10 protein-coding genes and 1 pseudogene are annotated in these 14,183 nt (G+C 60.3%); 2 read left to right on the forward strand and 9 right to left on the reverse strand.

The window, feature by feature from the left end:
• Positions 1 to 131: 131 nt before the first annotated feature.
• Complete coding sequence (locus QEO92_RS15825; protein WP_227703663.1) at positions 132 to 3,518, forward strand: hybrid sensor histidine kinase/response regulator; 3,387 nt, start codon at positions 132 to 134, stop codon at positions 3,516 to 3,518.
• Positions 3,511 to 4,446 (forward strand): response regulator transcription factor, encoded by a 936-nt coding sequence (locus QEO92_RS15830; protein WP_227703664.1) that lies wholly within the window; start codon positions 3,511 to 3,513, stop codon positions 4,444 to 4,446. The genes QEO92_RS15825 and QEO92_RS15830 overlap by 8 nt, the downstream gene beginning before the upstream one ends.
• A 222-nt stretch (positions 4,447 to 4,668) precedes the next feature.
• On the opposite strand, the gene QEO92_RS15835 is transcribed toward QEO92_RS15830, so the two are convergent.
• The 9 genes and pseudogenes from QEO92_RS15835 to QEO92_RS15875 form a co-directional block, all read right to left on the reverse strand.
• Positions 4,669 to 4,962, reverse strand: a complete 294-nt coding sequence (locus QEO92_RS15835; RefSeq protein ID WP_227705184.1) for a hypothetical protein — start codon at positions 4,960 to 4,962, stop codon at positions 4,669 to 4,671.
• 300 nt (positions 4,963 to 5,262) lie between these two features.
• Positions 5,263 to 6,378 carry a branched-chain amino acid ABC transporter substrate-binding protein gene (locus tag QEO92_RS15840; RefSeq protein ID WP_037149228.1) on the reverse strand — a complete coding sequence of 372 codons (1,116 nt, stop codon included), beginning with the start codon at positions 6,376 to 6,378 and terminating at the stop codon, positions 5,263 to 5,265.
• Between the two features lie 142 nt (positions 6,379 to 6,520).
• Positions 6,521 to 6,874: a DUF6867 family protein gene (locus QEO92_RS15845; RefSeq protein ID WP_037149225.1), complete on the reverse strand. Its 354-nt coding sequence runs from the start codon at positions 6,872 to 6,874 to the stop codon at positions 6,521 to 6,523.
• 24 nt (positions 6,875 to 6,898) lie between these two features.
• Positions 6,899 to 7,627: an ABC transporter ATP-binding protein gene (locus QEO92_RS15850; protein ID WP_227703665.1), complete on the reverse strand. Its 729-nt coding sequence runs from the start codon at positions 7,625 to 7,627 to the stop codon at positions 6,899 to 6,901.
• The gene (locus tag QEO92_RS15855) at positions 7,627 to 8,505 is read right to left on the reverse strand and encodes an ABC transporter ATP-binding protein (protein ID WP_227703666.1); all 879 of its coding nucleotides are present in this window, start codon (positions 8,503 to 8,505) and stop codon (positions 7,627 to 7,629) included. Before QEO92_RS15855 ends, QEO92_RS15850 begins: the two co-directional genes overlap by 1 nt.
• Positions 8,505 to 9,893 (reverse strand): high-affinity branched-chain amino acid ABC transporter permease LivM, encoded by a 1,389-nt coding sequence (livM, locus tag QEO92_RS15860; protein WP_037149216.1) that lies wholly within the window; start codon positions 9,891 to 9,893, stop codon positions 8,505 to 8,507. Before livM ends, QEO92_RS15855 begins: the two co-directional genes overlap by 1 nt.
• 1 nt (position 9,894) lies before the next feature.
• Positions 9,895 to 10,797 carry a branched-chain amino acid ABC transporter permease gene (locus QEO92_RS15865; protein ID WP_037149214.1) on the reverse strand — a complete coding sequence of 301 codons (903 nt, stop codon included), beginning with the start codon at positions 10,795 to 10,797 and terminating at the stop codon, positions 9,895 to 9,897.
• Positions 10,798 to 11,077: 280 nt separating this feature from the next.
• Positions 11,078 to 13,504, reverse strand: a pseudogene (locus tag QEO92_RS15870) (GcvT family protein).
• A gap of 127 nt (positions 13,505 to 13,631) precedes the next feature.
• Positions 13,632 to 14,180 carry a sarcosine oxidase subunit gamma gene (locus QEO92_RS15875; protein ID WP_037149208.1) on the reverse strand — a complete coding sequence of 183 codons (549 nt, stop codon included), beginning with the start codon at positions 14,178 to 14,180 and terminating at the stop codon, positions 13,632 to 13,634.
• Positions 14,181 to 14,183 lie beyond the last annotated feature (3 nt).

Here is a 14,183-nt window from a genome sequence, read left to right on the forward strand (position 1 = left end):
ACAAACGGCGAAACACACGAATGAATTCGCGCCAGCACTTCGCACCTGCGAAAGCATGCTTGCAAAACGCCACGCCACAGCCGAAAGTGCCCATTCGATGATCTTTCTCTTTTGGGTGCTAGAAATTAGGCATGGCAGCGCGACAACGCATCATCCCCGTCCGGCGCGAATACAACCGTTGGGTCGCCAACCAGACGCTTGAGGATTATGCACTGCGTTTCACCGCCAAGAGCGCCCGCCGCTTTTCGTCGAGCCGCATTTCGCAAACCGCCATCGGCGCGATCTCCTTCCTGGCGCTCGAGGCGATCGGTGGCACGATCACCCTCTCCTACGGTACGACAAACGCCTTTTTCGCGATCGTCGCGGCCGCCGTCGCCATGCTGGTCATCGGCCTGCCTATCAGCCGCTACGCCATCCGCCACGGCGTCGATATCGATCTTCTGACCCGCGGTGCCGGCTTCGGCTATATCGGTTCGACCATCACCTCGTTGATTTATGCGAGCTTCACCTTCATGCTGTTCGCGATCGAGGCCTCGATCATGACCGGCGCGCTGGATCTCGCCTTCGGCATTCCGCCCTGGATCGGCTATATCATCAGCGCTGCGGTGGTAATTCCGCTCGTCATTTACGGCGTTCGGCTGATCTCGCGGTTTCAACTCCTGACACAGCCCTTCTGGATCGTGCTGAATATTCTCCCCTTCCTGTTCATCGCCTTGCTTGACTGGGAGAAATTCGATTTGTGGCGCGCCTTTGCCGGCATCCATCATTCGAACGCCGAGGCGGGCGGCGTGGCTCCCTTCGACCTCATCGAATTCGGCGCGGCATCCGCGGTCATCCTGGCGCTGATGCCGCAGATCGGTGAGCAGGTGGACTTCCTGCGCTTCCTGCCGCCGGAGGGCCAGCGCAAATGGCGCCACCGGCTGGCGATCTTCCTGGCCGGCCCCGGTTGGGTCGTGGTCGGCGTGCCGAAACTTCTGGCAGGCTCGTTCCTCGCGGTGTTGACGTTGTCGACCGGCGTTCCGATCGGCGAGGCCGCCGATCCGGCCCATATGTATCTCGCCGCCTTCGGCTACATGATCCCGAACGAGACGGCGGCACTTCTCTTGATGGCCGCCTTCGTGGTCGTCTCGCAGCTCAAGATCAACGTGATGAATGCCTATGCCGGCTCGCTCGCCTGGTCGAATTTCTTCTCGCGGCTCACTCATAGCCATCCCGGTCGTGTCGTCTGGCTGGTCTTCAACGTGGCGATTGCGCTGCTGCTGATGGAACTCGGCATCTATCGTCTGCTGGAAGCCACCCTCGGCATCTTCTCGATCATCGCCATGTCCTGGCTCTGCACCATCTCGGCGGACCTGTTCATCAACAAGCCGCTCGGCCTTGCTCCACCCGGCATAGAATTCAAGCGCGCCCACCTCTACGATGTGAACCCCGTCGGGCTCGGCGCGATGTTGGGCTCAGCCAGCGTAGCACTTGCCGCCCATTTCGGCCTGTTCGGACCGCTGATGGCTTCGCTTGCCACTTACGTAACGCTGATCGCCTTCGTAATCTCGCCCGCGGTCGCCTTCGCAACGCGCGGCCAATTCTATCTTGCCCGCAAACCGCGCCAGAGCTGGAAAAGCCTCGGCTCGATCACCTGCTCCATCTGTGAACATCCGTTTGAGCCGGAAGACATGGCCTGGTGTCCGGCCTATGCCGCACCGATCTGCTCGCTCTGCTGCTCGCTCGATAGCCGCTGCCACGACATGTGCAAGCCGAACGCCCGGCTGAACACGCAGGTGGGTACCGTCGCCCGTTCCTTCCTGCCGGAGAGCGTCATTACGCGTCTGACGACCCGCCTCGGTCGTTATGCCATGACGGCCATCGTCTCGATCTCGATGATCGGGGCGATCCTTGCCATGATCGCCTATCAGGTGAGCCGGGCCGCACCCGCCAACGCCGAGGTTATCCTGGGAACGGTGCTGATCGTCTTCTTCGTTTTCGCCATCATTGCCGGCATCGTCTCCTGGTTCTACGTGCTCGCCCATGACAGCCGCGTCGTGGCGGAAGAGGAATCCTCTCGCCAGAACACCTTGCTGCTCAAGGAAATCGCCGCCCACAAGAAGACAGATGCCGCTCTTCAAGAAGCGAAGGAAACAGCGGAATCCGCCAACCGCGCCAAGAGCCGCTATGTCGTCGGCCTCTCCCATGAACTGCGCACGCCGCTCAATGCCGTGTTGGGCTATGCTCAGATCCTCGAGCGGGACGAGACGATCCCCGCTCCCCGCCAGTCGGCGATCAAGGTCATCAAGCGCTCTGCCGACCATCTGTCGGGCCTGATCGACGGGCTGCTCGACATTTCGAAGATCGAGGCAGGTCGCCTGCAGGTTTATTCCAACGAAATCAACATCCAGGACTTTCTCGACCAGATCGTCGAAATGTTCGGGTTACAAGCGCAGGTCAAGGGGCTCGAATTCTTGCATCAACGCTCCCGCGCCCTACCCCAGTATGTCCGCACCGACGAGAAGCGGCTGCGCCAGATTCTCGTCAACCTGCTCTCCAACGCGATCAAGTTCACCGACGAGGGTAAGGTGCGTTTCGAGGTCGCCTATCGCAGCCAGGTCGCGACCTTCACCATCTCCGATACCGGCCGTGGCATCGCCGAGAAGGACCTCGCCCGTATCTATGAGCCCTTCCAGCGCGGCGAAGCCGACAGCATCCGCCCCATGCCGGGTCTTGGCCTCGGCCTTACCATCACCCAGCTCCTGACCAATACACTCGGCGGTGAGATTGCGGCGACCAGCAAGAAGGACGAGGGCTCGACCTTCCGCGTACGGCTGATGCTGTCGGCCGTGGAGCGGCCGAATACGGCGCCGGCGGCAGAAAAGAAGATCGTCTCCTATACCGGCCCCCGCCGCACCATCATGGTGGTGGACGACAATGAGGACCATCGCGACCTGATGCGGGAAGTGCTGGTTCCGATGGATTTCGTGGTGCTGACCGCAGGCAGCGGTCCGGACTGCCTGACGCTGATCGAGGGCCTGACGCCCGACCTCTATCTCGTCGATATTTCGATGCCCGGCATGAATGGCTGGCAACTCGTCGGCAAGCTTCGCGAAATCGGCCAGACCGCGCCTGTCATCATGCTGTCGGCCAATATCGGAGATGGTTCCGGTGCAAATACCGGCGACGAGGGCCATAGCGACGCGATCGCCAAACCCGTCGATATCCGCCGGCTAGCAGACAAGCTCGCCGCTCATCTCGGTCTCGTCTGGATCTACGAGAACGAGGTAGCGGCCACGCTCCCCGCCGGCCCGAAAAAACCGATCAAAAGTCCGGGGACGAACCATGTGCAGGACCTTTTGCGGCTCGGAGAAATCGGCTACGTGCGCGGCATCGAGGCAAAGCTCGCCGATCTCGCGAAGCAGGAGGAACATCGCCCCTTCGCCGAGGAACTTGGCGCCTATGTGCAGGCTTTTGATCTCGCCGGCTATATGAAATTCCTGACCTGGCTGGAGGCAGAGAGGACGAATGATGGCTGAGACGGTCCTGCCGCGCGATATCGTCCTTCTGGTGGACGACAGCCCTGAAGCGCTGGGTTTCCTCACCGAGGCACTGGAAGGATCCGGTTTCTCGGTGCTGATTGCAACGTCTGGCCAGGCGGCGCTGAACATCGTCGAGCGCATCACGCCGGACCTCATCCTGCTCGATGCGGTCATGCCCGGCATGGATGGTTTCGAGACCTGCCGTAAGCTTAAGACAAACGCTGCCGTGGCACAGGTGCCGGTGATCTTCATGACCGGGCTCACCGAGACCGAGCATGTGGTGCATGCGCTCGATTCCGGCGGCGTCGATTACCTGACTAAGCCGATCAATATCGATGAGCTGCGCGCCCGTATCCGCGTCCATCTTTCCAATGCCCGCTCGGCCCAGAGCGCCCGCGTCGCGCTGGACGCCGCCGGTCGGCATCTCCTCGCGGTCAAGGCGAACGGCAGCATCCGCTGGTCGACCCCGCAGGCGACAAGGCTGATCAATGCCGCCACCGGCAGCGATGACGGTCTGGACATCGTTGCGCAGCGCGTCTTCGCCTGGATGGGCGAGCGCGACAAACCGGGCTTTGCGCGTGACGCGGCCTTTTCGCTGGCCGACAACGGTCAGACGAGCCTGCAATTCTCGTTCCTCGGTGCGATCGGCGCCGACGAATATCTCTTTCGTTTGATGGCGGCCAACAGGCGCCCGGACGATGAAGTGCTGCGCCAGCATTTTCCGCTGACCCAGCGCGAATCCGAGGTTTTGCTCTGGATCGCCAAGGGAAAATCGAACCGCGACATCGGCGATATTCTCGGGTTATCGGCCCGCACGGTGAACAAGCATCTCGAACAGATCTATGTGAAGCTCGGCGTTGAGAACCGTGCATCGGCCGCCGTCAAGGCCGCCCATGTCCTGCATGGTGAGGAGCGGTCGGCGTGACGGCCTGAACGATCGATTGGTTCGTCGCGAAAAAACGAACGCCTACGGCCAGGCAAATGCCGCCGGAAACTGTCCGCGGTGCGTCGATCCGGCCGAATGATTACATAGCGGGAGCCATTGCTCCCGCCGGGCAGGCAGATATCAAAGCTTGCGTGCGACGATATCACGGGAAAGCAGCAGAACGATTGCCTCCCTGCCCTACCATTCGATGCGTCACTGCAGTTAGGCTTTCTTGAAAAGCTTGTTGATGACCAGACCAACGATGATTTGAACAACAAGGCCGGAAATACCGCCGCCGACGAGCTGGCCGGCAAGAGCCGCGATGTCGATGCCTCCCGCCGCAGCGCCGCCGGCGCCAAGCATTGAGCCGAGGATAGAACCGCCGCCAACGCCTCCGACTGCGCCAGCTATGAGATTCCCGATCTGACCGAGGTCAGAATCTTTCAGAATTTTTCCGCCCGCGGTTCCGCCGACGGCACCGCCGATGATCTGGGCAATAATGGCACTTAAATTCATAACCTGATCTCCCCCGTTGGATGACATTTGTTAATATGTACCAACGGCGGCAATTTCCAAGTCCGGTACCAACAGCTTATTTTCGATTGGCCCCTCGTTTACGGGCCCTCGTTTGATGTCGACGGGAATATCCTCCTCCCGCCGAGGTAACAGATGAATGCGCTCGGCAGCATCGACCTTTTTATATGTGTTCCCGATGCCCGATCACCATCCGACTGCCTGCGGCGGTTCCAGACGCAAGGAAGCCCGGCAATGCCGGGCTTCCGCGACTTCCTTCGTACGAGTGACCCCGCAACGAAATCACATCTCGGTATAGGTGTACTTGCCGTCGGCGCCCTTGCCCCACTTGTACATGACATAGTCCGGACGGGTGATGTCGCCCTTCTCGTTGAAGCCGATCTCGCCGATCGCAGTCTTCCACGGACCCGAAGACTTCATGGTCTCGGCGACTTTCTCGCCTTCCGTCGAACCGGCCTTCTTGGCAGCTTCCGCGATGATCTGCAGAGCAGCGTAGGAGTAGAGCGTATAGGCTTCCGGCTCGAAACCAGCCTTGCGGAACTTCTCGACGAGCTCCTTGGCAGCAGGGTTCTTGCGCGGGTCGGGAGCGAACGTCATCAGCGTGCCGTCGACGGCATCGCCGGCGATCGAGGCAAGCTCGTTCGAAACGATACCGTCACCCGACATCATCGGAGCCTTGATGCCCTGATCCTTCATCTGGCGCATGATGAGGCCCGCCTCGGTGTGCAGACCGCCCCAGTAGACGAGCGTGACACCGGCCTGCTTCATCTTGGCGATCAGAGCCGAAAAGTCCTTGTCGCCGGTGGTGACGCCTTCGTAGAGCACTTCCTTGACGCCGGCGGCGTTCATCGCCTTCTTGGTTTCGTCGGCGAGGCCCTGACCGTATGGGGTCTTGTCATGGATGACAGCGACCTTGCCGTCCTTGAAGTTGTCGGCGATGTACTTGCCGGCAACCCCGCCCTGCTGGTCGTCACGGCCGCATGTGCGGAAGGTGTTCCACAGATCGCGCTCGGTGAAGGTCGGGTTGGTGGACGCCGGAGTGACCTGGATGATGCCGTTTTCGGCATAGACTTCAGAAGCCGGGATCGATACGCCCGAGTTGAAGTGGCCGACGACGAACTTCACACCGTCAGCGACGAACTTGTTGGCGACCGAAACGCCCTGCTTGGCGTCGGAAACGTCGTCACCGAGAACGATCTTGATCTTTTCCCCGTTGATGCCGCCGGCGGCATTGATGTCAGCAGCAGCCTGCTCGGCGCCCTTCTGCAGCTGCGCGCCGAAGGCGGCGTTCGGGCCGGTGAGCGGTCCGCCGACGCCGACGAGGATATCGGCCCATGCGCTGCCGCTGAAAGCGACCATGGCCGTCAGCGCAACAGCGGAAAGAAGAGACTTCTTCATTGATTTACTCCCAGTTTCTTAAAGCGGGTTTGGTTTGAAAAACCGGCACAATACCCACCATGACCGTGCCGGAAATTGTTCCACTCTAGGTTTCAGTTTGAGGCTCGACCTGAACCAATCTGAGGGTAGAAAACTCCACCTGTCAATCTTTCTTCTTCCATGAAAAAGCGGAGGTCGGCTCATAGAGCCAGTAGTAATTCTGCACCATTTGGCGCGTCCGGCGCAGGCGGAATCCGGCGATCGAGAAGATCGAGAGAAGCACCACGTCGATCACGTAGTAAAAGGCGCTGATGAATGGCCCCTGGAAGAGCGCGTAATGCATGAAACGCATCACGACCCCGAGAAGGAGCGTATAGACGATCACCGTCGGCAGGCCGCTCCAGCCGTCTGCGACCGCCTTGCCGGTACGCCAGGCGGTCCAGAAACCGATCAGCATGACGAGAAAGCGCAGGACGTAGCGGACACCGGTATCGTCTTCGAAGAAAAGTCCCTGCATATCAAATCTCCCTTCGCGGCCCGGTCAGTGACGTCCGCCTTCGAGATAGGCGGCGCGCACTTCCGGATTGGCGAGAAGCTCTCTGCCAGGCCCGCTCATCGTTACTTTGCCGTTGACCATGACATAGGCCCGGTCGGAAAGCTTGAGTGCCGCGAATGCATTCTGCTCGACGAGGAAGACGGTCAGTCCCTCCTCCTGGTTGAGCTTCTTGATCGCCTCGAAAATGCCTCTGACGATGAGAGGCGCCAGGCCCAGCGACGGCTCGTCAAGCAGCAGCAGCTTCGGCCGCGCCATCAGCGCGCGCCCGATCGACAACATCTGCTGCTCGCCACCCGAGAGCGTACCGCCGCGCTGGCTCTGGCGCTCTTTGAGGCGCGGGAAGAGCGTAAAAATCTTCTCGACGTCCTCGGCGAAATATTTGAGGTTATCGAGGCCCGCGCCCATCTGCAGATTTTCCAGAACGGTCATGCGCGGAAAAATGCGCCGGCCTTCCGGAGATTGCGCGATCCGCTTGCGAGCGATGAGATGCGTCGGCAGGCGGGTAATGTCTTCTCCGTCGAAGATGACCTGTCCGTTACGGGCCTGCGGACTGCCGCAGATCGTCATCATTAGGGTCGACTTGCCGGCGCCGTTGGCGCCGATCAGGCTGACGATCTCGCCCTTGTTGACCTCGACATCGACACCCGCCAGCGCGCGAATGTTGCCGTAATAGGTCTCGACGCCCTGGACCTTCAGAAGGGATTCACCGGCCATCAGCGGTCCCCTCCCTCAAGCTCTACCGCAATCACCTCGTCCACCTCGTCATCCTCGACGCCGAGATAGGCGGCGATAACCTTGGGGTCGTTCTTCACATGGTCCGGCGTACCGTCGGATATCTTCTGGCCGTATTCCAGCACCACCACATGATCGGAGATTTCCATGACCACCGACATGTCGTGTTCGATGAGCAGGATCGAAACGCCCTCGCTGCGGATCGAATGCAGAAGCGTGTTGAGCGCTGCGGACTCGCGCGGATTGAGACCGGCGGCCGGTTCGTCGAGGCAGAGTAGTTCCGGGCCCGTGCACATGGCTCTGGCAATCTCCAGACGGCGCTGGGCGCCGTAGGGCAGATCCCCCGCCGGATCGTCGGCGCGATCAGTGAGATCGGCCTTGTCCAACCAGTATTTCGCCTTCTCGATCGACGCCCCGACTGCCTTCTTGTAAGTCGGCAGGCCGAGCAGGCCGAGGATCGTGTAACCGGATGCCTTCATCAGCACGTTGTGCTGCGCGACCAGCAGGTTTTCCAGAACCGTGAGCCCCGAGAACAACCGGATGTTCTGGAAGGTGCGGGCAACCTTCGCGGACTTCGTGATCTCAAAATCCTTGAGCCGCTCCAGAAGGTGCTCGCGGCCATCCCTCTGCCTAAGCGTGATCATGCCCATGGTCGGCTTGTAGAAGCCGGTGATGCAGTTGAAGACGGTCGTCTTGCCGGCGCCATTGGGGCCGATCAGGGCCGTGATATCACCGCGCCTGGCCTCGAAGGAGAAGTCGTTGATAGCCATCAGACCACCAAACTTCATCGAGAGGTGCTCGACCTTGAGGATGGTGTCGCCAATTGTCGTGGAAGTCATCGTGTTCGTCTCGGGGGCCATCAGCCGTGACCCTCCTTCGTAAAGCTGCCGGAAACCACCTTGCGCTCCTTGAGGAAGGCCGTCGGCTCCCTGGTGCCGACGAAACCGCGCGGCTTGAAGAGCATGACGATGACCATCGCAAGCCCGAAGAGCAGCATGCGGTAGAGTTCAGGCGTGAAATCCGGACCGAAGACGAGTTTCAGGAATGCCATCTCGCGCAAGAGTTCGGTGCCGCCGACCATCACCACGGCGGCGATGGCAATCCCGGTGAGCGAGCCCATACCGCCAAGCACGACGATCGCCAGGATGACAGCCGATTCCAGGAAGACGAAGCTTTCCGGAGAGACGAAGCCCTGCCGGGTGGCGAAGAACGAGCCGGCGAAACCGCCGAACATCGCGCCGGTCGCAAAGGCTGTAAGCTTGGTCGTCACCGTATTGATACCGAGGGAACGGCAGGCGATCTCGTCCTCGCGCAGCGCCTCCCAAGCGCGGCCGATCGGCATGCGGCGCAGACGGATGGTCACATAGGCTGTGAGCAGGCAAAGTGCCAGGATCACGTAGAAGAGGAAGATCTTGTAATAGGCGGACGAGGTGGCGAGACCGAAAGCCTTGGGGAAGTAGTTCGGCGACCCCACATCGAACGACCAGATGCCGAAGATCGACGCCTTCTTGATGCCGGAAATGCCGAACGTGCCCCTGGTGACATCCGTCCAGTTGATGAGCACGAGGCGGATGATCTCTCCGAAGGCGAGCGTGACGATCGCCAGATAGTCGCCCCTCAGCCGCAGCACTGGGAAGCCGAGGATGACGCCCCAGAGGGCAGCCAGGATGCCGGCAAGCGGCAACAACACCCAAAAAGACAGGCCGAGATGCGCCGACAGAAGCGCATAGGAATAGGCGCCGACGGCGTAGAAGGCGACATAGCCGAGATCGAGCAGGCCGGCGAGCCCCACAACAATGTTGAGACCCCAGGCAAGCATCACGTAGATGAGGATCTGGATGCCGAAGTTGTCGACATATTTCAACGACCCCTGGGTACCGAAAAGCCAGACCGAGGCCATCGGATAGAGCAGGAGCGCAATCAGCGCGATCTTGAGGAAGTGCCTGTGGAAGAAGCTCTTTTCCTCGGAGATTTCGAGGATGCCGCTCTTTGCCTTGGCGAGCTTGCGGCGATCCAAATGCGGCTTGATGACGCCGACCATGAGGAAGCGGCCGATCGCGGCGACCGCCACGAAGATCGCAAGCAATCCCCAGCGGGTACGCCAGACGAGCCGATTGTCGATGTCCTGGTAGGTCTCTATGCCGACATAGAGAATGAACATGCCAAGGGCGATGATGCCCGCGAAGATGCCTTCCCTGACGGCCTTCACCATCAGGCCGGACGAAGTGTTTTCAGATGGGGCAGCCATGTCAGACCTTCTCCACTTCCGGCCGGCCGAGAATGCCCGTGGGCTTGAAGATCAGCACGAAGGCGAGGATCACGAAAGTCGCGACGTCCTTGTAGGCGATCGTGAAATAGGCCGACCAGAGGGATTCGATGAGGCCGATCATCAGACCGCCGAGGACGGCGCCGGGCAGTGAACCGATGCCGCCGAGGACGGCCGCGGTGAACGCCTTGACGCCCGGGATGAAGCCGTCGTTGAAATTCGAGACGCCGTAATACATCAGGTACATGGAGCCGGCGACAGCAGCGAGTGCGGCACCCATCACGAACGTGACCGAAATCGTCCGGTCGACGTCGACGCCGAGAAGAGCGGCCATCTTGCGATCCTGCTCGGTGGCGCGCTGGGCGCGGCCGAGCGGCGTCTTGTTGACGATGTACCAGAAGGCGAAGAGCAGAGCCGACGTGACAGCCACGATAATCAGCTGCTTCAGCGAAATGGTGATCGCGCCGATATGGTAGACGTCGGTGACGAGCTGCGGGATCGGCTTGTTGCGCGGCCCCTGTGTCACCTGGATGAAGTTCGACAGCGTAATCGACATGCCGATCGCGGTGATCAGCGGCGCCAGCCGGAACGAGCCGCGCAACGGCCGATAGGCGACACGCTCGATCGTCCAGTTCCACAGGCCCGTCATCAGCATGCCGACGATCAGCATGACGAGCAGAAGCAGCGCCACCGGAATGCCGGCGAAGAAGGACGTGAGGATCAGGAAGACGATGAGAGCAGCAAAGCCCCCGAGCATGAAAATGTCACCATGGGCGAAGTTGATCATGCCGATGATGCCATAAACCATCGTATAGCCGATTGCCACAAGGCCATAGATGGACCCAAGAGTCAGCCCATTGATGAGCTGCTGGATAAAATACTCCATATACTTTCCCCTGGGTGCGATCCTGGAATGGCCGCACCTCTTGTATTTACGCCCCTTGCGGGTTCTTGAGTTCTTAGGCGCATTCCATAACGGTTTCGTAAGAAATGTGAAGACAAAAAGCCGAGAGGCGGGCAAAAACCCGGCACTTCTCAACAATCTGGCTCCGCGAAGATCAGAAATTCCAAAAAACCGGCATACTTTGTCAAAAAATTAGCCAAACTGTTTGCTTTATGAAATTTAAGATCGCCCCTCCATTAACCTTAGACTAAGGATGTAGGGATCACGAGCGCATCCGCGCTCCGTCTTGATCGAAGAGCGGTCGTGGTTGCAGCGTCACCGGCAGGATCTCGCCGAGCAGTTCGATCTGCCAGCCGTGAATTTCTCCGGCAATCTCCCTCGGCACGTAGCCCATGGCGACGGATACGCCGGAAGCATGCGCATAACCGCCGGAGGTTACCCAGCCGCGCACCTTGCCGTCGAAATAGATCGGTTCATCGCCGATCACGTCCGCATCCTTCGCCTTCACCGTGAAGGTCACCAGGCGAAGCGAGCCACCTTCGGCCTTTTCCTTGAGCGCCGCCGTCTTGCCGATGAAGTCCACCGGCTTGTCATAGGCGATGAACCGGCCGAGGCCGGCTTCCCTCGGTCCATAGAGCGGCCGGTACTCCCGAGCCCAGCTTCCAAAGGACTTTTCCAATCGCAGCGCGTTGAGCGCGCGCAGTCCGAAAAGCGTGATTCCGAATTCCGCCCCCGCCTCCATCAGGAGATCGAAGAGATAACGCTGGTATTCCGGCTTCATCCAGATTTCGTAGCCGAGATCGCCGGCATAGCTGACGCGACCGAGGATCACCGGCGCCATGCCGAGATCGAGCTCCCGGATTGCCATGAAGGGGAAGGCCGCACCCGAAAGGTCGAGATGCGTGAGCTTCTGCAACACATCACGCGCCTTCGGCCCGGCGACGGAGAGACCGACGAGACCGAGGTTCAGGGCGTCAACCTCCACCGAGCCGTCGTCTGGCAGATGGCTCTCGAACCAGCGCATGTGATAGTCCTCGGCAATGCCGGATCCGATCAGCAGAAACTCTTCGCCATCCAGATTGGCGAGGGTGAAATCGCCGATCAGCTTGCCGGCCTCATTGAGCATGGGGGTAAGTGTCATGCGCCCCGCCGGCGGAATCTTTCCGGCAAGGATTTGATCGAGCCAATCGCGAGCCCCCTCACCCCTGATCGCGTATTTGGCAAAGCCGGAGGTTTCCATCAGCCCGACGCCTGCCCGCACCGCTCGCGCCTCGCGGCCGACTGTCTCGAAATCGGCAGAACGGCGCCAGGAGAAACTGTCCTCCAGACCCGGAGGCGCAAACCAGAGCGGTGTCTCAAGCCCGTAGGACGTGCCGAAAACGGCGCCGGCGGCCTTCAGCCTGTCGTAGATCGGTGTCGTCAATAGCGGCCGCGCCGCCGGCAGTTCCTCGTTCGGGTAGCGGATCGAGAACCGGCGGGAATAATTCTCGCGCACCTTGGCATTGGTATAGGCGAGCGTCGCATAATCGCCGTAGCGGCAAACATCCATTGCGAAGACGTCGAAGCCAGGATCGCCGTTGATGATCCAGTTGGCGAGTGCAAGCCCCACGCCGCCGCCCTGGCTGAAGCCTGCCATCACCGCGCAGGCCGACCAGAAATTCGTCATGCCGCGCACCGGCCCGACCAGCGGATTGCCATCCGGCGAGAACGTGAAAGGCCCATTGATGATTTACCGGATGCCGGCATTGTTGAAGGCGGGGAAATGCCGGAAGCCAACCTCCAGCTCACCGGTGATGCGCTCCAGGTCCTCGGGCAGAAGCTCATGGCCGAAATCCCACGGCGTCTCGATCGGCGACCAGGGCCGGCAGGCCTTCTCATAGGTGCCCATCAGCATGCCGTTACGTTCCTGGCGGATGTAGATCTCGCCATCGAAATCGACGCAATGCATGAGTTCCCGGCCGGTCGTCTGGTTGAACTCGATGACCTCCGGCATGTCCTCCGTGAGGAGATACATGTGCTCCATGGCAAGCACCGGCAGTTCGAGGCCGACCATGCGTCCCACTTCGCGCGCCCAGAGGCCGGCCGCGTTCACCACATGCTCGGCGCGGATCTCGCCCTTGTCGGTGATCACCCGCCACGCGCCGTCGGGAAGCTGCACCAGTTCCTCGACCTTGGTATGGAGATAGATTTCCGCCCCGTTCTTCCTCGCCGATTTGGCATAGGCATGCGTCGTGCCGTAGGGGTCGAGATGGCCCTCGTTCGGATCGAAGACCGCTCCGACGAACTGGTCCGGGTCGAGGAGCGGCATCATCTCATGCGCTTCCCTGGCGGAAAGCAGGTGTGCCTCCATGCCGCTGTACTTGCCCTTCGCGAGAATCGATTTCAACCAGTCGAAGCGTTCGGGTGTCGCTGCGAGCATCAGCCCGGAAGTCATGTGCAGCCCGATATCCTGGCCTGAATAGGCTTCAATCTCTTTATAGAGTTCAACCGTGTATTTCTGCAGCCTGGCGACGTTCGGATCGCCGTTGATCGTGTGCATGCCGCCCGCTGCATGCCAGGTGGAGCCGGACGTGAGTTCGGAGCGTTCGACCAGAACAACGTCGCTCCAACCGAACTTGGTAAGGTGATAAAGGACCGAACATCCGACAACACCACCGCCGATGACGACAACCCGGGCATGACTTTTCATGGAAACTGTCTCCGTTCAGGAAGGCGATTTCCAGCCAGGTTAGTTGCTCTCGGATCGGCTCAATAGACTGTTCTGCGAAGCAGGATTTGTCGTTTCCGACATAGCGAATATCCCGATCGCGCCATTGCTAGTCGGAAAAGCCCCGCGTCAGCGCGTGCTCGCGCCCCATCTCCATCAGTTCGTCGAAAACCGAACCGGCGAACGAGCGCGGCACGATGATCTCGAATGTATCGGAACCGGTGCGGGCGACATTCGCCGCAACATGGCAGCACAGCATATTGGCGGAATGGCCTTCCCCGAAGACATCGGGATGCAGGTCGACGGCCAGGCATTTCGCCAGAATTTTTCTGACACTCGGTCCGGAGACAGCCATGAGCACCTTTCCGTCGCTCTGGTCGACAAAGGACGCACCCGCAATATTCGACAGCAGGCCCGCAATCGTCTCTGCTCCCACGGTCTGTGATACGGCCAGCCATTCCGACGGACCGCAGAAACGCGGCGCAAGATCGCTCGCTGCCTTCAGGGCTTCCGCCACAGCTACCTCGCGCCCGGCATGGGCAAGTACGGAGAAGATCACCGGCCGCCGGACGACTGACAGATGGTTCGGGTTGGGATCGGTCTCGAAACCGGAAATATGATCCTCGAGCACGTGCCGGTGGAGAAGATTGATCGACATCGG

It is taken from the genome of Neorhizobium petrolearium (genome assembly GCF_029854435.1).
GTDB lineage: Bacteria > Pseudomonadota > Alphaproteobacteria > Rhizobiales > Rhizobiaceae > Neorhizobium > Neorhizobium petrolearium.